This is a genomic window from Desulfovibrio intestinivivus (assembly GCF_053570665.1).
In genome coordinates, this window is the sequence record NZ_JBRBQT010000001.1 from 1,643,945 (window position 1) to 1,666,074 (window position 22,130).

The following is a 22,130-nucleotide window of genomic DNA, read 5'->3' on the forward strand; positions in this document are numbered from 1 at the left end:
TGTGTATGACGCGCAACCGCTGCGCCCTCCGCAGAATTTTCGGCCCGGAATGCTCATAGGTACCCCTTAAGGTCGCGAGGCATTTTCCACCACCTCCAACCAGGTTGCCCGCGCAATATTTTGCTCAAAAAAACTTGCCCCGCATATCCGCGCCACTGGCTAAAAAATGGGTGCGGAGCTGGAAGCGTCTAAAGTTTTTTGTCGCTATTGATTATTTTTATTATTAATTTATATAAATAATTAAGTATGTTAATGGTAGTATGCGGGTTTTCAGGGACTTTTATTTGCATCTGTTCCGTGTATACTCACCACTTATTATTAAGAACCTAACCCGAGCCGCCATGCTGCGGCTTCTGTTTTGCGGTTAGTTATCTGGAAACTTCGGAGCCGCCTTGGCGGCTGCATACCTTAAATACGAGGCTGTTTTTTCATGCTCACAATGCCCAAGAATTTGCCGCAGCCACAGTTGAAGCCCAATACGGAAGTTGTTCTGCAAAAGCGCTATCTGCGCAAGGATCTGACTGGCAAGCAGGTAGAAACCCCGCGTGATCTTTTCTGGCGGGTGGCATCTTGCATTGCCGCCGAGGAAGCCAAGTACAGCCAGTCCACCTGCAAGGGCGACGTGCTGGCGCGCGATTTTTATGACCTTATGACCAGCTGGAAGTTTTTGCCCAATTCGCCCACGCTCATGAATGCGGGCACTGATCTGGGGCAGCTTTCGGCCTGCTTTGTGCTGCCGGTGGGCGACTCCATTGAAGAAATTTTTGACGCGGTCAAATACGCGGCCATGATCCACAAGTCTGGCGGCGGCACGGGATTTTCCTTTTCGCGCCTGCGCCCCAAGGATAGCCGCGTGGGTTCCACCGGGGGCGTTGCCTCTGGGCCGGTGTCGTTTCTGCGCATCTTCAACACCGCCACAGAGCAGGTGAAGCAGGGCGGCACGAGGCGCGGGGCCAATATGGGCATTCTGCGCGTGGATCACCCTGACATCCTTGAATTTATTCGCGCCAAGGAAAAAGAAGGCGAGTTCAATAACTTCAATCTTTCCGTGGGACTGACAGAAGTCTTCATGCGCGCCGTGGAAAACGATGAGCATTACGACCTCATTGCTCCCAATTCCGGCGAAGTTATCAACCGCCTGCGCGCGCGTGAGATTTTTGAGCTGTTGGTCAAAAAGGCCTGGCAGTCCGGCGATCCGGGTATTGTGTTTCTTGACCGCATCAACCGCGACAATCCCACGCCTGACCAGGGCGAGATAGAATCCACCAACCCTTGCGGCGAGCAGCCCCTGTTGCCCTACGAGGCTTGCAATCTGGGTTCCATCAACCTTTCGTGCTTTTACATTCCAGGTCATAACGATGCGGCTGATCCGGCCCGCGATTGCATTGACTGGGTCGAGCTCAAGCGCGTGGTGCACCTTTCTGTGCGCTTTCTTGACAACGTCATTGATGCCTCGCGTTTCCCGCTGGACAGCATCACAGAAACCGTGCGCAGGAACCGCAAGATCGGCCTTGGCGTCATGGGTTTTGCCGACCTGCTCTACCAGCTTGAAATGGCCTATGATTCGCAGCAGGGCCTTGAGCTTGGCGAGCGCATCATGGCCTTTATTCAGGAGGAGGGGCACAAGGCCTCGGCCCAACTGGCTGTGGAGCGCGGGGCTTTCCCTTCCTACGCTACATCGGTGTACGCCAAAAAGAAGCTTGGCCCCTACCGCAACGCCACGGTAACCACCATTGCGCCCACGGGGACGCTTTCCATCATCGCGGGCTGCTCTTCCGGCGTGGAGCCGCTGTTTGCCCTGTGCTTTACCCGTAATATCCTTGACGGCGAGCGCCTTGTGGAGGTGAATCCCCACTTTGAGGCGGCCCTTGCCGATGCCGGGCTGTTCAGCCACGAGCTCATGGATGCGGTGGTGGCCAAGGGTTCCATTCAGGAAATGGACTACCTGCCCGCCAAGCTGCGCAAGGTCTTTGTCACGGCTATGGATATCGCCCCTGTGTGGCATTTGCGCATGCAGGCGGCCTTTCAGCGCCATACCGACAATGCCGTGTCAAAAACCGTGAACCTGACCAACAGCGCAACGGAACAGGATATTTTTGATATTTACTGGCTGGCCTATCAGGAAGGCTGCAAGGGCGTGACTGTGTACCGTGACGGCTGCAAGAGCATCCAGGTGCTGGCCACGGGCGAAGGGCAAAAGAAAATGGACGGCGAAAGCGGTGCTGAGCCTGCGCAGTCTGGTTCGTCTGGTTCCCAGGTTGGGGCTGGCGTGCGCAAGCGGCCCGACATTGTGTGGGGCTTCACGCAGAAGGTGCCCACCGGGCTTGGCGTGATGTACCTCACCGTCAACGAGGTTGACGGCCAGCCCTTTGAGGTTTTTGCCACCATAGGCAAGTCTGGCCGCTCCATCACGGCCAAGGCCGAGGCCATTGGCCGCCTGGTGTCGCTGGCCTTGCGCTCCGGCGTGCACGTGCGCGATGTTGTGGCCCAGATCAAGGGCATCGGCGGCGAGCACCCCGTGTTTCGCGGCAAGGGGCTGTTGCTTTCCATCCCCGATGCCATCGCCTGGGTGCTGGAAAGGCGCTATCTCAAGGATGAGCACATCGGCGACGTCAACGACCTGCAAGCCCAGAACTGCCCTGAATGCGGCGAACCGCTGGTATTTCAGGAAGGCTGCCTCATCTGCCCCGGCTGCGGTTTTTCGCGTTGCGGGTAATGATTGGAACTGACTGACGGCAAGATATTTTGCGGGGTCTCCTGGCCCAGGCGGGGCAGAGCGGTTTTATAAAAATCCGCGCAGCAGCTCCCGGCGGCTCAAGGCAAGCAGCAAACAGATCAGTAATATCCTTGCGGGGGAGGGCGCTCTTTTGTACAAGAGGCGCTTCCCCGCACTGTTATTTCATAAGCGGTTTACACCATGAAATGGATTACGCATCAGGCCACGGCTGTGGCGGCGGCGCTGGCGCTGCATCTTCCCTGGGAGGGCGTGGCGGCGGCTTGCGCTGGCGCTGTGCTGCCCGATGTGCTGGATCAGCGCATTGCGGGCCTCGCCCCCACCCGCAGGGGCCGCCAAAAAGTGTTCAACGCCATCCACCGGGGCACAACCCACTGGTTCGGCTGGTGGCTGGCGGTTTGCGTGGCGGCTTTTGCCCTGCCGCCTGCCAGCCTTGGTTCCTTGGGGCGCGATGCCCTTCTTGGCCTGGGTTTTGGCGGGCTGAGCCATGTGCTGCTGGATATGCTGACCCCCTCAGGGGTGCCGCTGACGCCTTTTTCGCGCCAGAACAAACTGTCGTTCAAGCTGTGCTCCACAGGGAGCCTCGGTGAATACTGTTTTCTGGCTTGTGTGGCAGGGGCAACGTGGCTGTTCTTTCACGAAGACCTGCTGCGCCTGACCCGCAAACTGGGCCACGGAAGCTGGTTCTGATCCGGCGGGTACACCCGGCGCGGACTCTTTGCACTCACAGGGCGGCATAGATGCTGGTCAAAATATTTCTCACGCCATTGCTTATTCTCATGTGCCTGCTGGTGGCCCGCCGCTGGGGCTCATTTGTGGGCGGCGTCATTGCTGGCTTGCCGCTCATTTCCGGCCCGGTTTCCTTTTTCCTCACGCTGGAGCAGGGCGCGGCTTTTTCTGCCGCAGCCTCATTCAACACCCTGCTTGGGGTGCTGGCCTGCACGATAACAGCGCTTGTCTATCCCTGGCTTGCCGCCTGGGGCCTGCCCTGGTTTGTGGCCCTGCCTGCGGCTCTGTGCGGATTTTTTGGCGGGGGCTGGGCAGTGCTGCACCTGCCGTTCACGCATTTGTGGGCAGTGGCGCTGTCCTCACTTTCTCCGGTGCTGGTACTGACCTGCCTGCCGAGGGTTGTGGCAATGTGCAGGCCCGGCCATGCTATGACGGCCTATGTGCGCGTTCCCATACAGATGGCCTGCGGGGCCGGGCTGGTCTTTGCCGTGACGGAGGCCGCCCATTGGCTTGGCCCCGGCTGGAGCGGCGTACTCATGTTTTTTCCGGTCATGGTCTGCTCCATTGTGCCCTTTGCCCATGCCACGCTGGGGGCTGGGGCCGTGATAAGCATTTTTCGGGGCATTATGGCTGGGTGGTTTGGCTGCATAGCCTTTGCGGTGGTGGTGATGACAGGGGTTGAGCATCTGTCCCTGTGGCTGTGTTACGGCCTTGCATCGGGCGCGGCCCTGCTGGCGAGCGCGTTGGTTTCCCTGCTGGAGCAGCGGTTGCAGCAAAGGCATGCCACTGGCACAGAGGCAAAATCATAGGCCTATGGGCAGCCTGATCAGATGTGATATGGAAGAGGTGCGGCTAAGGATGACGCGCTCTGACTACGGTCGGTTTCAAGAGCGGGCTTGCGCAGCCAATAAATGTTTCAGGGGTGATGGCCCTCCCCCGAACGTTTCAAGCTTGGTTTATCCCGCAGAATCAGGCTGTGCCGCGCCTGCGCCGCAGCCTTTGCAGTACTGGCTCCAGAGCTTCGGGCGCGGTCTGCCATGCAAGGGGCAGAAACAGGGCCGCAAAGGCGCAACTGCCCAGCATCAGCACCACGCAGGCCTTGAGGATGGGGGACAGGGTAAACGAGCGCATGCAGACCTCAGAGACCCACCAGCCCGCAGCCGTGGCGGGCAGACTGCAAAAGATCACCCGCGCCGCAAGCCCGGTCAGGCCCGCAAAGGCCCCGCAGCCGTGGCGGCGAATCCATATGCCCACCAGCCAGAGTACGTAGAGGCTCACGCTCAGGCCCGAAAGGGCCGCGATGGCCCACGCCCCGTTGGGAACAGCCCACCAGTAGTACATGGGTATGCACAGCGCCGTCATGATGCTGCCGGTCACAGCCGGGGTGATGGTGTCGCCGTGGGCGTAGTAGGCCCGCACCAGCACCATGTAGATAATCCAGAAGGGCGTGGAGGCCAGCATGATGCGGGTGAGCGGCAAGGTAGCCAGCGTGTCTGCGAGGCTGAAGCGCCCGCCCTGAAAAATAACGCCAAGGATGGGCCAGCTTGTGGCCGCCATGCAGAACGCGCAAGGAATGATGAGGGCAACGCTGGCCCGCAGGGCCGTGCGCAGGGTGGAGTTGAAGCGCTCGGTGTCGCCCTGCGCCAGCAGCGCCACCAAAAAGGGATAGGACGCCACGGCGGCGGCCTGACCCACCAGCCCCACAGGAACCTGGGTGATGCGTCGCGCGTAGTTGAGCAGGCTCACCGCGCCATCACCCGCCAGACTGCCAAAGACCCGCAAAAATTGCTCGTCCAGCATCATGATGGTTTGCCCCAGCATGAGGGGCAGGGCCGTGAGCAGAAATTTGCCCATGAGCGGGTGCCGCCATTCCATGTGCAGGCGCAGGCCCTGCTGGGCCGCCACCCGCAGGGGCAGTACAAAGGTGCCAAGGGCCGCGCCAAGGGCCACGCCCACGCAATAGCCGGTCATGCCGTCCATGTGGGCCAGCAGGCCTGCGGGAAGAGCGGCCTGCGCAACCTGTGTGCTTGCCAGCCAGGGCAGCAGCAGGCCCACGGCAATGATGGCCCCGTTATAGATCAGCGGGGCCAGCGCCGGAACGCGGAACTGACGCCGCATGAACAGCAGGGCCGTGACGCATGCCCCGCACAAAAAGAAAATTTGGGCGGGCAGGATGATGCGCATAAAAAAGGCCAGCCGTTCCCACTGCTCCGGCCTAAAGCCGGGGGCCACCGCCTGCGCCAGCCAGGGCGCAAGGGCCATGCCGCCAAGGGTCAGCAGGGTGGAGGCAGCCGCCATCCAGCAGAAAACACAGGAAAAAAAGCGCCATGCGTCCGCCTCATCCTCCTGAAACCTGCGGGTCAGCAGGGGGATGATGGTGATGGACATAAAGCCGCCCGCCAGCAGATAATTGATGATGTCCGGCACCACAAAGGCGGCGAAATACATATCGGATTCGCCGCCTGCGCCGAACTGCCACGAAATGATCTTGTCGCGCGCAAGGCCCATAAGGCGCGAAAGAACCGTGCTGGCCGCCAGTATGAGCGCGGCTGCGCCCATACGTTGCTGTGCGGAAAGCAGTGCCATCAGCGGTCCCGCTTTTTGCTGCCGTTGCCCGCGCTGCGCCCGCGCGCGCCAGAACCGGTGCTACCGCCCTTGCCCTGGCCTCCAGCCTTGGGGCCTCGCTTTGGCCCCCCCTCGCTGCGGCGGGCCTTGCCCTTTGCTCCACCCTTGCCCCCGCTCTTGCTGGACTCGTCACCAGGCGAGGTGATCTTCCAGCCGGAGCGCGAACCGCCGGAACGGCTTGTACGTCCCGGTTTTGCGTCGCCCTTGTGAGCAGGCTTGCGGGATGTTTTGCCCCTGCCGCGCCAGTTGCCCTGCGCCGCCTTGGGCAGTTCCAGCGGCATGAGCCGGATTTCAAGCCGCCCCATATTCACTTCCGTCAGCGCGACTTCAAGGCTCTGGCCCATGCGCCACATGACGCCGGAGCGCTGGCCCACAAGGCTCATGGTGCGGGGGTCAAAGTCGTACCAGTCATCCCCGAGGTCATCAATGCGGATCATGCCTTCCACAGGCATGTCGGCCAGTTCCACAAAAATGCCAAAGTCCGTGACCCCGGCCACCATGCCCTTGAAGTGTTCGCCCACGCGGGGCAGCAGGGCAAGGCAGCCCATGCGGCGATCCATCTCGCGTTCGCAGGCCATGGCCGCGCGTTCGCGCCTGTTGATCTGGTCGCTGATGCGCAGCAGCTTCTGCCCTGCGGCCAGCGCGCCCACGCCGATGCCCATGGCTGTTTTGAGCGCCCGGTGGGTCAGCAGGTCCGCATAGCGGCGGATGGGCGAGGTAAAGTGGCAGTAGGCCTGCGAAGCAAGGCCAAAATGTCCTTCGTTGAAAGGCTGATAGCGCGCCTGCGGCATGGCCCGCAGACAGAGGCGGTTGACCAGAAATTCCTGATCCGTGCCCTGCACGCGGGCAAGAATGCCCTGCATGGCTGCGGCTTCCGGCCGGGGCGGCAGGTCTTCCATACCCACGCCCGCGAGGGTGTCAAAAAGGCTTTCCAGCCGTTCCGGGTCGGGCAAGGGATGCACTCGGTAGAGAAAGGGCATGCCCACATCGCCCAGGTGGCGAGCCACGGCCTCGTTGGCCGCGATCATAAATTCCTCAATGAGGCGGTGGGCATCGTGCCGTTGGCGATGCCCGATCCAGACAACGCGTCCGGCTTCGTCCAGGCGGCTGTCTGCCTCGGGCAGGTCAAAATCAAGGCTGCCGCGCTGACGGCGGGCATCACGCAGAGCCGCATACAGGGCAAAGGCCCTTTGCAGCATGGTGATAACTTCTTCACCGCGGGGGTTTTCGCGCAGGGCGGCAAGGGCTGCGGCATCGTTGTCGAGCATGCAGGCCTTGACCTGATCGTAGGTCAGCCGCGCCGCAGAGCGCATGACCACCTGAGCAAAGCGCGGTGTGCCGGGCTTGCCCTGTGCGGAAAAGGGAATTTCCGCCAGCATGGCGAGGCGGTCTTCGTCCGGGCGCAGGCTGCACAGGCCGTTGGAAAGAGCCTCCGGCAACATGGGTTCCACGGATTTGGGGAAATACCAGGAGTTGCCGCGCGAGAGGGCCTCCGCATCCAGCGCTCCGGTGCTGCCGTTGCCGCGGGGGCGCACGTAGTGGCTCACATCGGCAATGGCCACGCGCAGCAGCCAGCCGCCGCCAGGGCGGTCTTCGACCTCCACAGCATCGTCAAAATCACGGGCATCCGCGCCGTCAATGGTCACAAGGGGCAGGCCGCGCACGTCTTCGCGGTCGTGCATGTCTTCAGGCGTGGGGCCACTGGGCAGGTGCTGGGCCTCAGCCAGCACCCCGGCAGGAAAGTCGCGCGGAACCTCGTGGTTGAGCTTGACCAGTTCTTCCTGCACGGCCACATCGTCCTCGCGCCCGTAGTCGCCCACAATGCGGGCTGTCCAAAGGTCGGAGGCAAGGCGCTGCACCGGGGCCAGCAATACCAGAGTGCCAGGCTCGGGGGGCGTTTCGCCAGCAGCCAGCTCCACGCTGAAATTGACGGAGAGACGCGCGTCCGCCGGACGGCAAAAAAGTGTATTCCCTGTGCGGTGGGCGGCATGGGCGGGGATTTCCTTGAGGCCGCGTTCCACGACTTCAACAATGCGTCCTTCGGGGGATGGGCCGCGCGATGCACCGGGGGAGAGCGCCACGCGCACAATATCCTGATGCCAGGCTTCGCCGGTCAGCGCCGCGGGGATATACACATCGCGCGCGCCGGTAAATTCCAGCTGGCTGTCGCGGTTGTTTTCACCCTCGGCAACCGGTCGCATGGGCGTAACAAAGCCCCCGCCGTCGCGCAGCGAACTGAAGCGGCCCGTAATATGTTTGAGGGCTTCTGGGCGTGCCCAAAGGCCGCCCCGCAGCCGCAGCAGGCGGCCCTGTTCGGCCAGTGTTGTCAGAGCGACTTCAAGGTCGCCCTTGGCGCGGCGGGCAAGGCCCAGCACACGCAAAAGGCCGTCCACGCGCATGGGGCGCGTCTGGGCGGAAAAGGCCTCCAGCAGTTCCTCTCGCGAGGGAAAGCCGGGGGTATGGGAGGGAGCGCCTGGCGCTCCGCGTTGGAAATTTTTCTTTTTCATAGGGTTCCGTAGTGCGAAAGAAGGGGGCAAAAGGCATGGCCTTTCGCCCCCGATCGCACAAATTTCAGGCTGCGTTGGCGCAGTACCGCATCACTCGCGGTTGCCGCCGAACAGGCGCAGCATCATGAGGAAAAGGTTGATGAAGTCGAGGTAGAGCGTCAGCGCGCCAAGGATGGCGCCACGGCGCACGGCGGTACCGTCTTCCATGGGGGCGTTTTCGCCGAACCGACGCAGCTTCTGCGTGTCATAGGCGGTCAGGCCGGTGAAGATCAGCACGCCAAGGCAGCTGATGATGAAGTCCATCATGCTGCTCTTGAGGAAGATATTCACCAGCGAGGCAATGACAATGCCGATGAGGCCCATGAACAAAAAGCTGCCCATGGACGTGAGGTCGCGCTTGGTGACGGTGCCGTAGACCGACATGGCAAGGAAGGTGCCGGTGGTTACCAGAAACGCGTTGGCGATGGACGCAATGGGGTACACTACAAAGATGGACGAAAGGGTTGCGCCCGTAACAGCGGAATACAACAGAAACAGACCCGTGGCCGTGCCGCCGGACATTTTGTGAACCGCCGCCGAAAGGGCGATGACAAGACCGAACTGGGCCACCAGCATGAGAATAAGCACAATGGTGTTGCCAAAAATGGCCGCCTGCACGGCAGGCGAACTGGCAACGGCGTAGGCCACGACAGTGGTTACTGCCAGACCGGCCGTCATCCACTGATAGACCTGACGCATGTAAAGGGAAGCAACGCTGGTAGCGGCGCTTTGAGCAACACTGCGGCTGTATGACATTATATCCTCCGAAAAGCAGTTGAAGGCGCTCAGTCCGTTCGGCGGCTACGGCTCCGTGCCGCAGTGCCGTCGGGCGGGCTTGAAGATTGTCTTCTGAGTTCAAGTATAATAACGGCAGCGGCATTTAGCAAGGGCCGGAAGGGGAAAGTTCGGCGCTGGCGGCTGCGTACAGCATGGCTGGAGCTTGTGGAACTCGGGTTGAGGCTGCCCTGGTGCAGTCCGCCTGGCCGCGCTTGCTGCGTGTAAAGCAGCGTGCTACCTTGCGGCCTGCCGGGGTAGACCCGGCACATCATATTGCGAGGAGTAATCCATGAAATCAATTCGTGTTTTTTTTCGTGTAGTTACACTGACTCTTTGCCTCGGTGGCATGCTTGCCCTGGCAGGGCAGGCGCAGGCTGCTGATCCTGATCCGGCTGTGAAGCTTGAAACCAACCTTGGCGACATTGTGGTGCGCCTTGATGCCCGCAAAGCCCCCATCAGCACGGCCAATTTTGTGCAGTACGTCAAATCCGGTTTTTATGACGGCACGGTGTTTCACCGCGTTATCAAGAATTTCATGATCCAGGGCGGCGGCTTTACCCCCGACCTGAAGCAGAAGTCTGCCCGCGCCTCCATCCGTAATGAAGCAGACAACGGCCTCAAGAACAAAAAGTACACCATCGCCATGGCCCGCACCAGCGAGCCGCATTCGGCATCTGCGCAGTTCTTTATCAACACCAAGGATAACGACTTCCTCGACTTCAAGAGCCAGACGCCGCAGGGCTGGGGCTATGCCGTGTTTGGCAAGGTCATCAAGGGGCAGGAAGTGGTAGACAAAATCGCCGCCGTGCAGACCGGCAAGAAGGGCTACTACGACGACGTGCCCATGGAAAGCGTGATTATCAAGAAGGCCGTTATCGTGGAATAAACCGCAAAAGAATGATCATACGGCGGCACTGCCGGCCGTGTGTAGACGGAGGGTTCGTTGAGCCCTCCGTTTTTTTTAGAATTCGGTGGGGTATTTTACATGGTTGGGGGACTTTTAGCAGTTGTCATTATATCACATGCTATTTATATAAAATGCGTTTGATATGAGGTGCAAACAAGAGCAGAATTTTTTGCATGTGGTTTTGCCTCTTTCCTATAGTCAAAAAAATCCCCTAATTTTAGTGGAGTCGCACAATGGAAAACCCAAAACTTTTTATTTCGTATAGTTGGTCAGATGTAGAGCATGAACAGTGGGTTATTGACCTTGCAACTGAGCTGCGTGAATCAGGCGTAGACGTGATTTTAGACAAATGGGATCTTAAAGAAGGGCATGATTCTGTTGTATTTATGGAGAAGATGGTCACTGATCCTGAAATCAAGAAAGTGGCAATTATTTGTGATGAAACCTACGCGGCTAAAGCAGATGGAAGGTTCGGTGGGGTTGGAACAGAAACTCAGATTATTTCTAAAGAGGTTTATGAAAACCAATCTCAAGAGAAGTTTGTAGCTATTGTGTGCGGTAAAGACGAAAATGGTAAAGCGTATCTCCCTACATACTATAAATCTCGAATTTATATAGACCTTAGTGAAGCTGACAGGTATGCGGATAATTTTGAGCGATTACTACGCTGGATTTTTGATAAGCCGCTATATGAAAAGCCAAAAATTGGCAAAAGGCCTCATTTTCTATCAGAAGATAATCAAATCACTCTTGGAACGACAGCAACTTTCAAACGCTGCGTTGATGCAATAAAAAATCATAAATCTCATGCTGCGGGAGCTTTTGATGAATACTGCACAATTTTTGCTGACAATCTAGAACGGATTCGCATATCTAATCCTTCTGGAGAGTTTGACGATGCTGTGGTGAAGAATATTGAAGATTTTTTGCCATACCGCAATGAAATTATTCAGATTTTTGTCATAATTGCGCAGTACAACGATAGCGATGAATATATACAAATTATCCATCGTTTTTTTGAAAAACTTATTCCATACATGAGTAGGCCGCAGAATGTGACACGCTGGAGTGAATGGGATTTTGACAACTATAGATTTATTATTCATGAATTGTTTTTGTATGTGCTTTCTATCATGATTAAATATAATAGATTTGAAAATGCTAATTTTCTTCTGCAACAACAGTATTATGCGGCAATGGATATAGAAAGTGGTTTGAACAAGATGGTCAACTTTACGGTCTTTCGAGGGAATTTATCTTCTCTAACTCGCCGAAATAAAAGATTAAATCTTGGGCGACTTTCTCTTAGGGCCGACTTGCTAAAAGAACGTTGTGTTGGGATAGGAATAGATTTTCGCCAGTTATTACAAGCGGATTTTGTCGCGTTCATGAGAGCTGAAATTGAGAGCCAAGACAGTTACAGGAGGTGGTGGCCAGAAACATTACTTTATGTTGACTATCATAATAGTTCATTTGAAATTTTTGCTCGGGCTATCTCAAAATCTTATTTTGAAAAGGTCAAGGTGCTGCTGGGTATTGATTCAAAGGAAGAACTTGCTCCGCTCTTGGCGAGTTATCAACGTGGAGCACGTCAACTGCCAAGGTGGGACTTTACAGAGTTTAACCCTGCTTCATTGCTTGGGTATGACAATTTGGCGACTCGCCTTTGATTAGGTGTCGTTAGCTACCGTTATTGAAGCTTTTCATTTACAGATTTGAGCTCTCTCGCCGTGGTCAGACTCAGTCTGGCTACGGCTTTTTTCATACATGCTGCCCCAGGCTTTCAGCGATTCCATGATGGGCACAAGCGACACGCCCAACGGCGTGAGCGAATAATCCACGCGCGGCGGCACCGTGCCGTAGACCTTGCGGTGTACAAGGCCGTCTTCTTCCAGTTCGCGCAACTGGCGCACCAGCATGCGCTCGCTGATCTCCGGCAGGGCTCGCCGCAACTGGCTGAAACGGATAACTTCCTGCAATGAAAGAAAATAAATAACCAGCAATTTCCACTTGCCGCCAATGAGCTGCAAGGTCAGTTCAAAATGGCAACGGTAATTGCCCTGTACGGGCGGGCAAATGTCGGGAGTGTCCATACGCTTTCCTGTTCAAAACTATACTATTTGTCAGTACCTGTTATTGGCGTCATTATATGAATTTTTTGTCAGTACTTCAACTTTTGCAGATTAGGCATAGTATGGGTGCAAATCTAGCACTCAGGAGAATCATCATGAAAGTACTGGCCATAAACGGAAGCCCCAGAAAAAACGGCAATACGGCTTTTTTGCTGCATGAGGCCCTTGTGCCCCTGCGCGAGGCTGGTTGGGAGGTGGGAAACTGTACAGTTGGGCGGCAAGAAGATTCAGGGCTGCCGTGGTTGCGAAAAATGTGCGGAACTCAAAAACGGGCGCTGCGTTTTTGACAACGACATGCTCAACGAACTGCTGCAAAAAATGCTGGCAGCGGACGCCATGATCCTGGGTACGCCCTGTTATTTCACGGATATGTCTGCGGAACTGAAGGCACTGGTGGATAGAGCCGGATTTGTGGCCTATGTGAACGGCGGCCTTTTTCAGGGCAAGATTGGCGCGGCAGTAGTGGCTGCGGGGCGCGCCGGAGCCACCCATGCCTATGACAGCATCAACCATATGTTTCTGATGTCCAAGATGCTGGTTCCCGGTTCGACCTACTGGAACGTGGGCTTCGGCCATGCGGAGGGGGATGCGGCAAAGGACGCCTTTGCCCTGGAAAATATGCGGCATCTGGGCAGAGCTATTGACTGGTTGGGCAAGGCCGTGGTTCCACATATGGCGGAATACCCCGCCGCGTAGACGGCAGGCCCAGCGCATGGGCGAGAGGAAATCAGGCGGGCAGGGAAAACTGCTGAGATACGGACTTTGGTGGACTCTACTTGCCCGCCAGGGCGGCAAAGCGGCGCACGGTCAGGTGGCATACTGCCACAGCCAGCGCATCGGAGGTATCCAGCGCCCAGTTGGCGTTTTTGACGTTGAGCAGGCGCTGCACCATAAAGGCCACCTGCTCCTTCTCTGCTCGGCCCGTTCCCACAAGGGATTTTTTGACAAGGGTTGGTTCATAATCGCTGATGGTGAGGCCGTGCGCCGCGCAGGCGGCCACGGCAACGCCCCGCGCCTGACCAAGCTTGAGGGCCGAAGCCGCGTTCTTGGCGGTAAAGACCTGCTCAATGGCGGCTTCTTCCGGCTTGAGGCGGGCCAGAACGCCTGAAAGCTCATGATAGATGCGGGCGAGGCGGTCAGAAAATTCCTTTCCCGCCGAGGCCGTGCGCACCACGCCGCAGTCCACCAGCTGCAACACGCCCGAAACCTCGCGCACCACGCCCCAGCCCGTGCGCTGGGAGCCGGGGTCGATGCCGATGACCGTTACAGACTGCATGGTCTGCTACAGCAAAAATGAGGTAACAATGTAGTCAGCCGCAAGAATCAGCACGCAGGAAATAACCACGGCGGAGGTGGTGGCGTTGCCCACGGCCTCCGGGCCAACGCTGTCGCGCCTCTTGTTGGTGTAATAGCCCTGGCGGCAGCAGATGGTGGTCACAAGCAGGCCAAAGAGCACGGCCTTGATGAAACCGCCGTTCACGTCCGTTGCCGTCACCGAGCTGGTGATGCGGTAAAAATACGCGCCTTCGTTGATGCCCAGCATGAGCACACCCGTGAGATAGCCGCCGATGATGCCGATAACGTCAAATACCGCCGTCAGCAGCGGAAAGGCGATGAGCGAGGCCAGGAGGCGCGGGCTGACCAGATAGCCCATGGAATTGATGTCCATGACGTCCAGTGCGTCAATCTGGTCGGTAATGCGCATGACGCCGATTTCTGCCGTCATGGAAGACCCGGCGCGGCCCGTGAGCATGATGGCCGTGAGCACCGGCCCAAGCTCGCGGATCAGGGTAAGCGACACGGCGGAGCCAAGCATGCCCACGGAGCCGAACTTCACCAGTGTGTAGTAGCCCTGAAGCCCCAGCACCATGCCGCAGAACACGCCGATCAGCATGATAAGAAAGAGCGATTTGGAGCCAATGACATAGAGCTGCTGCATGGTGCGCGGAAAAATCTTGGGGCTGGCAAATATCTGGGCCAGGCCTCCAAACATGAACAGTGCAGTGTTGCCAAGAGCGTCTATGCCGTTCAGGCAGGGGCGGCCTATCCTGCGCAGAAAATCGCCGAAATTTTCGGTTGCGGTCATGGTTTGCCTCACCGCCCTGATTTTTGCGGTTTGCTTGAAACAGGTTTTTGCGAAATCTGAATGGGTACGCCCAGCTTCATGTGGCGCAGGTCTTCACGCAGGTTGAATGCATCGTCTTCCGTTCCGCGAATGCTGACCATAACCAGCACGAGCTTGCCGTTTTTCTGGGTGCGGGTGCGCAGCCCCTTGCCTTCAAGGCGGGTGCGCAGCTTGTCCGCGTCTTCGTCAGATTTGAATGCAGCTACCTGATATACATAATCAAACTGCGGGCCAGTCTTGGCCGGTGCGGGCTTTGCTGCCTGCGCCCCGTTTTGTGCGCTGGCCTGTCCGTTGGCTTGAGCGCCCTGGCCCTGCCCATTCTGGTTGGCGCCGGGCTTGATGCCCCAGGCCGCCAGACTGTTGCCCGAAGGCTGCGCAAAGGGATAGGCCCCCTGCGGGGATTGCTGGCCCTGTTTGCCCTGCGGCGGCTGGGCTGCTGCTTTCTGTCCCTTTTGATCCTGCCCCGGTTTGCCGGGTTGGGGCGCGCCTGCGGGCGTAGCCTGATTTTCCTCAGCGCCGGGGGCCGGATTCTGGGCATCGGCGGTTTCGGCCTGTGCCGCCGGAGCTGCCGCGTCAGGCGCGGGGGTCTCCGGAGCTGGTTTGGCCTTGGGCGCGTCCTTGGAGATCATGCCGGTCATCTGCTCCACGCGCGTTTCAGGGTTTTGCCCGCGCCCGACCATGAATCCCATAAAAAATGACCAGCCCACAGCAACCGAGAGGATTGCGCCCAGCAGGGCAAGCATTGGCCCCGAAAGGCGGATGACAAAGCGGCGCTTCTCGCCAGAAGGTTGGGAAATGGCGGATTTGCGGGGTTTACGTAAGGGGGCGGCCATTCATTATCCTCCGTCGTGCGGTAATCTGCGGGGTTTGGTTTAACCGTTAAGGCGCGTCTTGTCCGGGGCAGGCAGAGCACACGCAAGGCCTCGTCCAAAACGCGCCTTAACGGTAACAGGCACAGAGCAGATTTGTCGCACGCCGAATATTCGACGTTTATGCAAACAGCGGGGATGGTTCTGCGGGAGTGGCCCCACAGGAGCCATCTGGCAGGATCGAACCGACGCTGTTTCCGTTCGAGAGCAGTTCAAAATCCAGTTTATACGAATGTTACATGCTTTCCGGGGCGCTCACGCCAAGCACGTCCAGACCGTTGCGCAGCACCTGACCGATGGAACGCAGGAGGGCAAGACGGGCCAGGGTGCGGGGCGCGTCATCGGCCAGCAGCACCTGATGTTTGGCATAGTAGCTGTGCAGCTGTCCGGCCAGTTCCGTGAGGTAGGTGCTCACGTGGTGGACGCCAAGCGATTTGGCGGCGGAGGCCAGCATGTCTTCAAACGTGGCGGCCTTGCGCAGCAGGGCCATGTCTTCGGGCGTATCCAGCCCGTGCAGCAGCTCCGCATCGGCCTTGGCGGGCAGCACGAAGCCGCGTTCCTCAGCCCGGCGCAGCACGGCGCAGATGCGCGCGTGGGCGTACTGCACATAGTACACCGGGTTGTCGAGGCTGCGCTGCTTGGCAAGCTCAAGGTCAAAGTCCAGCGGGCTGTCGCTCTTGCGCGAAAGAAACATGAAGCGCGCCGCGTCAACGCCCACTTCCTTGATGACATCGGCCAGGGTTTCAAAGGTGCCCGCGCGGGTGGACATGCTCACGGGCTGGCCCTCGCGCAGCAGGTTCACCAGCTGGATGAGCACCACGTCAAAGCTGTCCTGCGTTTTGCCCATGGCCGTGATGGCCGCGCGCATGCGGGGGATGTAGCCGTGGTGATCCGCGCCCCAGATATCAATGAGCCAGTCGTAGCCGCGCTGAAATTTGTCGTGATGGTAGGCGATGTCGGAGGCAAAGTAGGTCAGGCTGCCGTCCGACTTGCGCAGCACGCGGTTTTTGTCGTCGCCCAGATTTTCGGTGGCAAACCAGTAGGCATTGTCTTTCTCATACGTATACCCGGCGGAATCAAGCGCGTCAAAAGCCGCGGCAACGGCCCCGCCTTCCACAAGGGTTTTTTCAGAGAACCAGCGCTGGTGCTCCACGCGGAATTCGTTGAGGTCGTCCTTGATGCCGTTCAGGATGTCGTTCATGGCCTTGTCGTAGCACACGTCCTGGCCTTTGGCGTCGGGCAGTTCCACGAGGGCGGGGTTGGCATCCAGCATTTCGCGGGCGATGTCGATGATATAGTCGCCCTTGTAGTAGTCTTCGGGCCAGGTGACGGGCTTTCCGGCCAGTTCCTTGGCGCGCAGCCACACAGAAAGGCCCAGCAGGCGCATCTGGCGACCGGCATCATTGATGTAGTATTCGGTGTTAACGTCATAACCAGCCACGCGCAGCAGGCGGGCAAGGCTGTCGCCCACGGCAGCGCCGCGCCCGTGGCCCACATGCAGGGGGCCGGTGGGATTGGCGGAAACATATTCCAGCAGCACTTTTTTGCCTGCGCCGCCTGTGCTCTTGCCGTATTCCTTGCCCGCGGCTTCAATGTCCGCCACGGTGGCGCGCCAGAAATCCTGCGTGAAGGTCACGTTGCAGAATCCGGGGCCGGCGGCTTCGGCATGGGACACATCGGGGCAGCGCTCCACAAGCTTCTGGGCGAATTTCTGCGCCAGCTCGCGGGGGTTGGCCTTGGCTTCCTTGGCGAGCAACATGGCGGAGTTGACGGAAAGATCGCCGTGCTTGGGGTCGCGGGGCGGTTCAATAACGGTTTTGACGGGCCAGGCAAGGCCTTCTTCTTCAATAATGGCCTTGAGGGCCGTGCGCAGGGTGTCAATGGCGCGCATAGTGCTGGTGTCCTTTATTGTGCAACGGTTGCGGCTTTACGCCTCGGGCGGCCCGGGGCACTGCCGCCGGGAACCCCGTTTCAGGTCCATGCGCAGGCCGGTTGCGGCAGTACCGCACGGAGACGCATGAAGAAAAAGTTTCAGGCAAGGCGGGGAAGGCCGTCCGCGTGAAAGGCCTTCCTCCGCAAAAATCTATCCTGCAAAGGCCGCCGCTGTTTCGGCGTTGTTAACGAGCTCAATGGCAAGGTCTTCCGCCGTGGCAGTTCCTGCAAGGCAGGGGGCCACCATCTTGCCGAGCACGGCCTTGGGGCCAAGCTCCAGCCAGCGGCGCGCGCCGTCGGCATACTGGTTGCGCACGGTGTCTATCCACTGCACGGAGGATGTCATCTGCACAAGCAGGCTTTCGCGGGCGCTTTCGCCATCTGTCACGGCCTTGCCGTGGGCATTGCAGTATACGGGGAACCTGGGCTTGCTCCACACGGCCTTGCGCAGCAGGGGGGTGAGTTCTTTGTTGGCCTCGGCCATCATGGGACTGTGGAACGCGCCGCTGACCTTGAGTTCAAGGCCACGGCCCCTGCGCTCCTTGGCCTTCTGGCAGGCCAGAGCCACGGCGGCCTTGGCCCCGCTGATAACAAGCTGGCCGGGGGTGTTGTAGTTGGCCACCAGCAACAGTTCGCCGCACTGGGCAACGGTTTCGGCCACAATTTCTTCAATGGCGGGCTGATCCAGCTTGAGCAGAGCGGCCATGCCGCCCTTGCCGTCGGGATCGGCCTCAGCCATGAGGCGGCCACGCAGGGCTGTAAGCTCAAGGGCGCTCTCGGCAGAAAGCACGCCAGCGGCGGCCATGGCGCTGAACTCGCCAAGGCTGTGCCCGGCTGCGCCGCACACGTTGGCGCGCGCGGCAACCGCGCTCCAGAGGTTCAGGTTCACCACTGTGAGGGCGGGCTGGAGGGCGCGGGTGTCGCTCATGGCGGCATCATCGCCTTCCCAGTAAATTTCGCGCAGGGGCAGGCCACTGATGCGCTCGGCCTGCTTCCAGAGGTTCATGGCGTCAGAAGAAGCCTCGGCCAGATCGCGGCCCATGCCCGACTCTTGCGAGCCCTGGCCGGGAAAGAGCAAAACGGCTTGTGTCATGCGGGGTTTATCCTCCAGTGGCGCGCACGTGCGCGCATTGGCGTGGCCTTGCGGCCTTGGGTTCGTTTAGGGTGCGCATTGCGCGCAAGCCCTCTTTTTTACGTTATCGGCGCAGGGCTTGCAAGTCCCGGTCTGCGGGGATATGACAGTGAACCCGGCAGAAACGCCGGAAAGGCCCGCAACGGGCGAACAAGCGTAGGAAAGGATCATGCAGCGACAATCGGTTGACAGAAAGGAATTGGCGCGTCTGGCTGCGGCCTCGGGCGCGGAAGTGCCGCAATCGGCTCTGGAGCCGCTGGCGGAATATCTTGAAATGCTTTGCCAGTGGAACAAGGCCATGAACCTGGTCGGCCCGCACACCTGGCAGGATATGCTTACCCGGCTGGCGTTGGACAGTTTTCATCTGGCCAGCTTTCTGGACAAGCTCAATCTGCCCGAAGCTCCCCTGTGCTGGGATCTTGGCGCGGGCGCAGGCCTGCCGGGCATTCCCCTGCGCATGGCCTGGACGCGCGGCGCATACTATATGATAGAAGTGCGCGAAAAGCGCGCCCTGTTCATCTCCAGTGTACTTTCCCGCCTTCAGTTGCCCTCCACCCATATTTTCAGAGGGCCGGTGGAGCATTTTTTTCAGGGTCAGTATTATAAGGCGGACTGCATTCTGAGCCGCGCCTTCATGCCCTGGCGGCAACTGCTTGACCTCGCCAGCCCCAGGCTGCACGATAACGGAGTGCTGGTCGTGCTGGCGCTCGAGCCAGCCCCCAGCGAGCTGCCAGCGCCCTGGCGTCTGGTGGAGCAGCTCTCTTATGTTGTAGGCGGGCACGGGCGCTGGTTCTGGGCGCTTGCCCCCAGCGCAGGGGCCGAGCGGCTGACCTATGATGCCGCAACGCATCGGGCTGGCTAAAGTACGTATACCTGAATGTTCTGGCGAAAAGCTCTGTGGTGAACCGCGCAGACCTTGTTATGCGCGTGAATGGCCCAAGAGCCGCCGCACAGGACTTTTTGTCGCCATCTGCATGCCAGTATGAACAGGACCATGATCCTTACGGAGAACGCCATGCACCCCGCAGCCCAAGCCTCTGCCAGCGCCGCGCCTGCCGGAAACGATGCAGACGAAACCCGGCGCACTGGGCAGCCGCACCTCGAATCTGAAGAGCTGCCTGCTGCGGAGTCAGCCTGTGCGAAGCAGCCCGCCGCCTCACATGCCGCGCACGGCGGGGTTCTGTTGCCCACTGGCGGCGCAGGGTTGCACAGCGGCAAACGCTCGCTGCCTTCCGGGCGGTATTGGGCACGGGGGCTGTTCTGGGGGCTGGTGACGCTTGCCCTTGCCTTTGCCCTTCGCATGCTGGAATGGCCCTGCTGGCAAAATCCGGAATACCGACTTGGCAACGAGTGGCTTCTGGCCACGCATGATGCCTATACATGGGTGGCCGGGGCGGAAGATTTCGGCCTTGCCGTGGGGCATCCCATGTCTGTGATGCTCAAGGCCATGTCCGACCTTGTGGGCACTTCTCCCGCTGCCGTGGCCTTTTGGTTCCCTGCCTTGCTGGCGAGCTTTGTGGCTGTTATCGCCTTTGCCTGGGTGTGGGCGCTGGGCAGCATTGAAGCTGGCGTTGCCGCAGGCATACTCACATCCATTGCGCCGGGTTTTCTGGCCCGCACCCTGCTGGGATTTTACGATACCGACCTCGTAACCCTGTTCTTTCCCCTGCTCATGACCCTTGCCCCGGCCAGTTGGGCCATGCGCTATATGCTGCTGCCGGGTATGGTACTGCGTCGTCTTTCCATGACTTCCGGCGTGATGAACGTGCGCCGCCTTTTTTCCCGCAATCAGCCCGAGGGCCACTGGACGCCGCGCCTCAAACAGGCGGAGCACATGGGCAATCCCCTGCGCTGGCAATGGGTTGTGCTGCTTGGCTGTTCCGGCGTCGTTTCGTGGTGGACGCAGGAATGGCATTCTGTTTTTCCGTACCTGATCCGCTACAATGTGGCCTTGCTGGCCTTTATGAGCATGGTGATGGCCCCGCGCGGGCGGCGCGCCCTGCTGCTTCTGGGCAGCATGGCCTACGCCCTGCCTACGCTGGCGGGGCCGTGGGGCCTCAGCTTCAGTTTCCTGCTGCTGGCTGCTGGCACAAGGACAGGCTACCGCCTGCGCCGCCTGCTGTGCCGCCCCTGGCTGCTGGCCCTTCTGCTGGCGGGCGTGGGCATTTTGATGCTTCAGGGCGAAATTCTTACGTCCATTGTGAACCACATCAATGCCTATGTGAAACATACGGGTGATGTGAAGAGCACTGGCGGCGGGCTTTCGCTGGAATACCCCTCGGTGGCGCAGTCCATCATTGAAGTGCAGGATCTGGGCATCATCGAGATTTTTCCCTACTTCCATCCCTGGATGGAAGCCGCGGTGCTTGGTCTGCTGGGTTTTGCCCTGGTAGCGATACGCCGCCCAGGTGCGCTCTTTTTGCTGCCGCTGGCAGGGCTGGGTATTCTGAGCGTCAAGATGGGGGGCCGCATGGTCATGTTTGGCGCACCCATCATGGCCATTGGGCTGACCTTGCCCTTTTACTGGCTGCTGCAAAGACTGCTGCGCGTGGATTTGCGCGGCGCTGTGGCGGGTATCCTGACCAGCGGCGTGCTGCTGGCCCTGCTGGTAGCTCCCTTTGCCGATATGATCCCGGCCATGTCGCAGGGGCCAATCATCAACCGCCGCCATGCAGAAGCCCTTTTGCGCGCCAAGGCCATGACCCCGCCCGATGCCATGCTCTGGCTGTGGTGGGATTGGGGCTATGCCGCCAACCACTTTGCCCAGCGGCAGACCATTGCTGATGGAGCGCAGCATGCAGGGCCGTCCCTCTATCTGCCCGCAGCGGTTTTTGCCACAGACAATCCGCGCTTTGCGCGCCAGATCATCCGCTATACGGCCCAGTGCGGCAATGAGCCGGGCAATGTGTTTGAAGGTCTGGACGGTGAAGGCGCGCAGGCCCTTATGGACAAGCTGCGCTCGCCCGAGACCCCGCTCATTGAAACCAAGGGGCGGCTCTATGTGGTGGTGAGCTTTGAAATGCTGCGGCTTGGTTTCTGGATAAGCAATTTCGGCAACTGGAATTTTGTTACCCGTGCGGGCGAAGGCGGGGCGCTTTCCATTGTGCCGCAGGCCCTTGCCTACAAGCTCGATTCGGGCGAGGTGCGGCTTGAGGGCAACAGCAGCGCCATTTATGCCTCGTCCATCAGCGTGTTTGAAGAGACTGGCGTGACGCGTCGCAACTATATTCAGGACTGGTTTGACGCGCATCCCTCGGCAACGCCCGAAGAACAGCACGAATTTCTTTCCAAGCGCCGCAACATCAACTTTTTTTTCAACCGCGTAACGGACGAAAAGCTTGCCATGGATGCGGGTTTGTACAATTCGCTGATGGTGCAGCTTTTGGTGGGCGACCCGCAGGATCCGCGCGTTTCGCCCTATTTCAAGCTGGTGTACGACAACGTGTTCGCCAGAATTTACGAAGTTCTGTAGGTGGTTGCGTTTGCGGGCCGCCGCATGTGCAATCAAGGGCAGTCTAACTGGATGATTTTGCGCCAAGGGCAAGGAAAAAGGTTTTTTTGCGAAAGAAGTGTACTCTTACGGTACATGACTGGAGTAAAAATAACCTTTTGACGCAGCCCG

The 22,130-nt window shown here is 59.1% G+C and carries 18 protein-coding genes; 9 read left to right on the plus strand and 9 right to left on the minus strand.

The window, feature by feature from the left end; all coding sequences use genetic code 11:
* The first annotated feature begins 430 nt into the window (after positions 1–430).
* The 3 genes from ACUZ9P_RS07080 (at position 431) to ACUZ9P_RS07090 (ending at position 4,272) form a co-directional block, all read left to right on the plus strand.
* Entirely contained in the window at positions 431–2,716 is a 2,286-nt protein-coding gene (locus ACUZ9P_RS07080) for a vitamin B12-dependent ribonucleotide reductase (RefSeq protein ID WP_449249181.1), read from the plus strand.
* 201 nt (positions 2,717–2,917) lie between these two features.
* Entirely contained in the window at positions 2,918–3,424 is a 507-nt protein-coding gene (locus ACUZ9P_RS07085) for a metal-dependent hydrolase (RefSeq protein ID WP_449249182.1), read from the plus strand.
* A 50-nt stretch (positions 3,425–3,474) separates the two neighbouring features.
* The gene (locus ACUZ9P_RS07090; protein ID WP_449249183.1) at positions 3,475–4,272 is read left to right on the plus strand and encodes a hypothetical protein; all 798 of its coding nucleotides are present in this window, start codon (positions 3,475–3,477) and stop codon (positions 4,270–4,272) included.
* A gap of 160 nt (positions 4,273–4,432) precedes the next feature.
* Here ACUZ9P_RS07090 and murJ read toward each other — a convergent pair whose 3' ends face one another.
* From murJ to ACUZ9P_RS07105, 3 genes are all read right to left on the minus strand, one after another.
* Complete coding sequence (murJ, locus tag ACUZ9P_RS07095; RefSeq protein WP_449249184.1) at positions 4,433–6,049, minus strand: murein biosynthesis integral membrane protein MurJ; 1,617 nt, start codon at positions 6,047–6,049, stop codon at positions 4,433–4,435.
* Positions 6,049–8,595: a ribonuclease R gene (gene rnr / locus ACUZ9P_RS07100; RefSeq protein ID WP_449249185.1), complete on the minus strand. Its 2,547-nt coding sequence runs from the start codon at positions 8,593–8,595 to the stop codon at positions 6,049–6,051. The genes murJ and rnr overlap by 1 nt, the downstream gene beginning before the upstream one ends.
* Positions 8,596–8,685: 90 nt before the next feature.
* The gene (locus tag ACUZ9P_RS07105; protein WP_022657880.1) at positions 8,686–9,390 is read right to left on the minus strand and encodes a Bax inhibitor-1/YccA family protein; all 705 of its coding nucleotides are present in this window, start codon (positions 9,388–9,390) and stop codon (positions 8,686–8,688) included.
* Positions 9,391–9,700: 310 nt separating this feature from the next.
* Between ACUZ9P_RS07105 and ACUZ9P_RS07110 the strand changes: the two genes are divergently transcribed.
* Both ACUZ9P_RS07110 and ACUZ9P_RS07115 read left to right on the plus strand, forming a co-directional pair.
* Positions 9,701–10,297, plus strand: a complete 597-nt coding sequence (locus ACUZ9P_RS07110) for a peptidylprolyl isomerase (RefSeq protein ID WP_449249186.1) — start codon at positions 9,701–9,703, stop codon at positions 10,295–10,297.
* 254 nt (positions 10,298–10,551) lie between these two features.
* The gene (locus tag ACUZ9P_RS07115) at positions 10,552–11,988 is read left to right on the plus strand and encodes a TIR domain-containing protein (RefSeq protein ID WP_449249187.1); all 1,437 of its coding nucleotides are present in this window, start codon (positions 10,552–10,554) and stop codon (positions 11,986–11,988) included.
* A 33-nt stretch (positions 11,989–12,021) separates the two neighbouring features.
* On the opposite strand, the gene ACUZ9P_RS07120 is transcribed toward ACUZ9P_RS07115, so the two are convergent.
* Positions 12,022–12,411, minus strand: a complete 390-nt coding sequence (locus tag ACUZ9P_RS07120) for a winged helix-turn-helix transcriptional regulator (RefSeq protein ID WP_449249188.1) — start codon at positions 12,409–12,411, stop codon at positions 12,022–12,024.
* A 134-nt stretch (positions 12,412–12,545) separates the two neighbouring features.
* Between ACUZ9P_RS07120 and ACUZ9P_RS07125 the strand changes: the two genes are divergently transcribed.
* Both ACUZ9P_RS07125 and ACUZ9P_RS07130 read left to right on the plus strand, forming a co-directional pair.
* Positions 12,546–12,737: an NAD(P)H-dependent oxidoreductase gene (locus ACUZ9P_RS07125; RefSeq protein WP_449250244.1), complete on the plus strand. Its 192-nt coding sequence runs from the start codon at positions 12,546–12,548 to the stop codon at positions 12,735–12,737.
* Positions 12,661–13,146: a flavodoxin family protein gene (locus ACUZ9P_RS07130; RefSeq protein WP_449249189.1), complete on the plus strand. Its 486-nt coding sequence runs from the start codon at positions 12,661–12,663 to the stop codon at positions 13,144–13,146. The genes ACUZ9P_RS07125 and ACUZ9P_RS07130 overlap by 77 nt, the downstream gene beginning before the upstream one ends.
* A 76-nt stretch (positions 13,147–13,222) precedes the next feature.
* Here the strand turns inward: ACUZ9P_RS07130 and ruvC are convergent, their stop codons facing one another.
* From ruvC to ACUZ9P_RS07155, 5 genes are all read right to left on the minus strand, one after another.
* A complete protein-coding gene (ruvC, locus tag ACUZ9P_RS07135; protein WP_022657884.1) occupies positions 13,223–13,726 on the minus strand; it encodes a crossover junction endodeoxyribonuclease RuvC in 504 nt (167 codons plus the stop codon).
* 6 nt (positions 13,727–13,732) lie between these two features.
* The gene (locus ACUZ9P_RS07140; RefSeq protein WP_449249190.1) at positions 13,733–14,536 is read right to left on the minus strand and encodes an MlaE family ABC transporter permease; all 804 of its coding nucleotides are present in this window, start codon (positions 14,534–14,536) and stop codon (positions 13,733–13,735) included.
* A gap of 8 nt (positions 14,537–14,544) precedes the next feature.
* A complete protein-coding gene (locus ACUZ9P_RS07145; RefSeq protein ID WP_449249191.1) occupies positions 14,545–15,408 on the minus strand; it encodes an SPOR domain-containing protein in 864 nt (287 codons plus the stop codon).
* 271 nt (positions 15,409–15,679) lie between these two features.
* Positions 15,680–17,335, minus strand: coding sequence for an arginine--tRNA ligase (argS, locus tag ACUZ9P_RS07150; RefSeq protein WP_449249192.1), 1,656 nt, complete (start codon positions 17,333–17,335; stop codon positions 15,680–15,682).
* Positions 17,336–17,527: 192 nt separating this feature from the next.
* A complete protein-coding gene (locus ACUZ9P_RS07155; RefSeq protein ID WP_449249193.1) occupies positions 17,528–18,469 on the minus strand; it encodes an ACP S-malonyltransferase in 942 nt (313 codons plus the stop codon).
* Positions 18,470–18,674: 205 nt separating this feature from the next.
* On the opposite strand from ACUZ9P_RS07155, the gene ACUZ9P_RS07160 reads away from it, so the two are divergent.
* Both ACUZ9P_RS07160 and ACUZ9P_RS07165 read left to right on the plus strand, forming a co-directional pair.
* Entirely contained in the window at positions 18,675–19,370 is a 696-nt protein-coding gene (locus ACUZ9P_RS07160; protein ID WP_449250245.1) for a 16S rRNA (guanine(527)-N(7))-methyltransferase RsmG, read from the plus strand.
* Positions 19,371–19,490: 120 nt separating this feature from the next.
* Positions 19,491–21,980 (plus strand): STT3 domain-containing protein, encoded by a 2,490-nt coding sequence (locus tag ACUZ9P_RS07165; protein ID WP_449249194.1) that lies wholly within the window; start codon positions 19,491–19,493, stop codon positions 21,978–21,980.
* Positions 21,981–22,130: the final 150 nt, after the last annotated feature.

What these genes read in the sequence shown, in the direction of transcription:
- ACUZ9P_RS07165 (WP_449249194.1), top strand. Translation starts at nt 19,491, where the DNA reads ATGAACAGGACCATGATCCTTACGGAGAACGCCATGCACCCCGCAGCC.
- ruvC (WP_022657884.1), bottom strand. Translation starts at nt 13,726, where the DNA reads ATGCAGTCTGTAACGGTCATCGGCATCGACCCCGGCTCCCAGCGCACG.
- ACUZ9P_RS07140 (WP_449249190.1), bottom strand. Translation starts at nt 14,536, where the DNA reads ATGACCGCAACCGAAAATTTCGGCGATTTTCTGCGCAGGATAGGCCGC.
- ACUZ9P_RS07115 (WP_449249187.1), top strand. Translation starts at nt 10,552, where the DNA reads ATGGAAAACCCAAAACTTTTTATTTCGTATAGTTGGTCAGATGTAGAG.
- ACUZ9P_RS07105 (WP_022657880.1), bottom strand. Translation starts at nt 9,390, where the DNA reads ATGTCATACAGCCGCAGTGTTGCTCAAAGCGCCGCTACCAGCGTTGCT.
- murJ (WP_449249184.1), bottom strand. Translation starts at nt 6,049, where the DNA reads ATGGCACTGCTTTCCGCACAGCAACGTATGGGCGCAGCCGCGCTCATA.
- ACUZ9P_RS07080 (WP_449249181.1), top strand. Translation starts at nt 431, where the DNA reads ATGCTCACAATGCCCAAGAATTTGCCGCAGCCACAGTTGAAGCCCAAT.
- argS (WP_449249192.1), bottom strand. Translation starts at nt 17,335, where the DNA reads ATGCGCGCCATTGACACCCTGCGCACGGCCCTCAAGGCCATTATTGAA.
- ACUZ9P_RS07120 (WP_449249188.1), bottom strand. Translation starts at nt 12,411, where the DNA reads ATGGACACTCCCGACATTTGCCCGCCCGTACAGGGCAATTACCGTTGC.
- ACUZ9P_RS07110 (WP_449249186.1), top strand. Translation starts at nt 9,701, where the DNA reads ATGAAATCAATTCGTGTTTTTTTTCGTGTAGTTACACTGACTCTTTGC.
- ACUZ9P_RS07090 (WP_449249183.1), top strand. Translation starts at nt 3,475, where the DNA reads ATGCTGGTCAAAATATTTCTCACGCCATTGCTTATTCTCATGTGCCTG.
- ACUZ9P_RS07085 (WP_449249182.1), top strand. Translation starts at nt 2,918, where the DNA reads ATGAAATGGATTACGCATCAGGCCACGGCTGTGGCGGCGGCGCTGGCG.
- ACUZ9P_RS07125 (WP_449250244.1), top strand. Translation starts at nt 12,546, where the DNA reads ATGAAAGTACTGGCCATAAACGGAAGCCCCAGAAAAAACGGCAATACG.
- ACUZ9P_RS07145 (WP_449249191.1), bottom strand. Translation starts at nt 15,408, where the DNA reads ATGGCCGCCCCCTTACGTAAACCCCGCAAATCCGCCATTTCCCAACCT.
- rnr (WP_449249185.1), bottom strand. Translation starts at nt 8,595, where the DNA reads ATGAAAAAGAAAAATTTCCAACGCGGAGCGCCAGGCGCTCCCTCCCAT.
- ACUZ9P_RS07155 (WP_449249193.1), bottom strand. Translation starts at nt 18,469, where the DNA reads ATGACACAAGCCGTTTTGCTCTTTCCCGGCCAGGGCTCGCAAGAGTCG.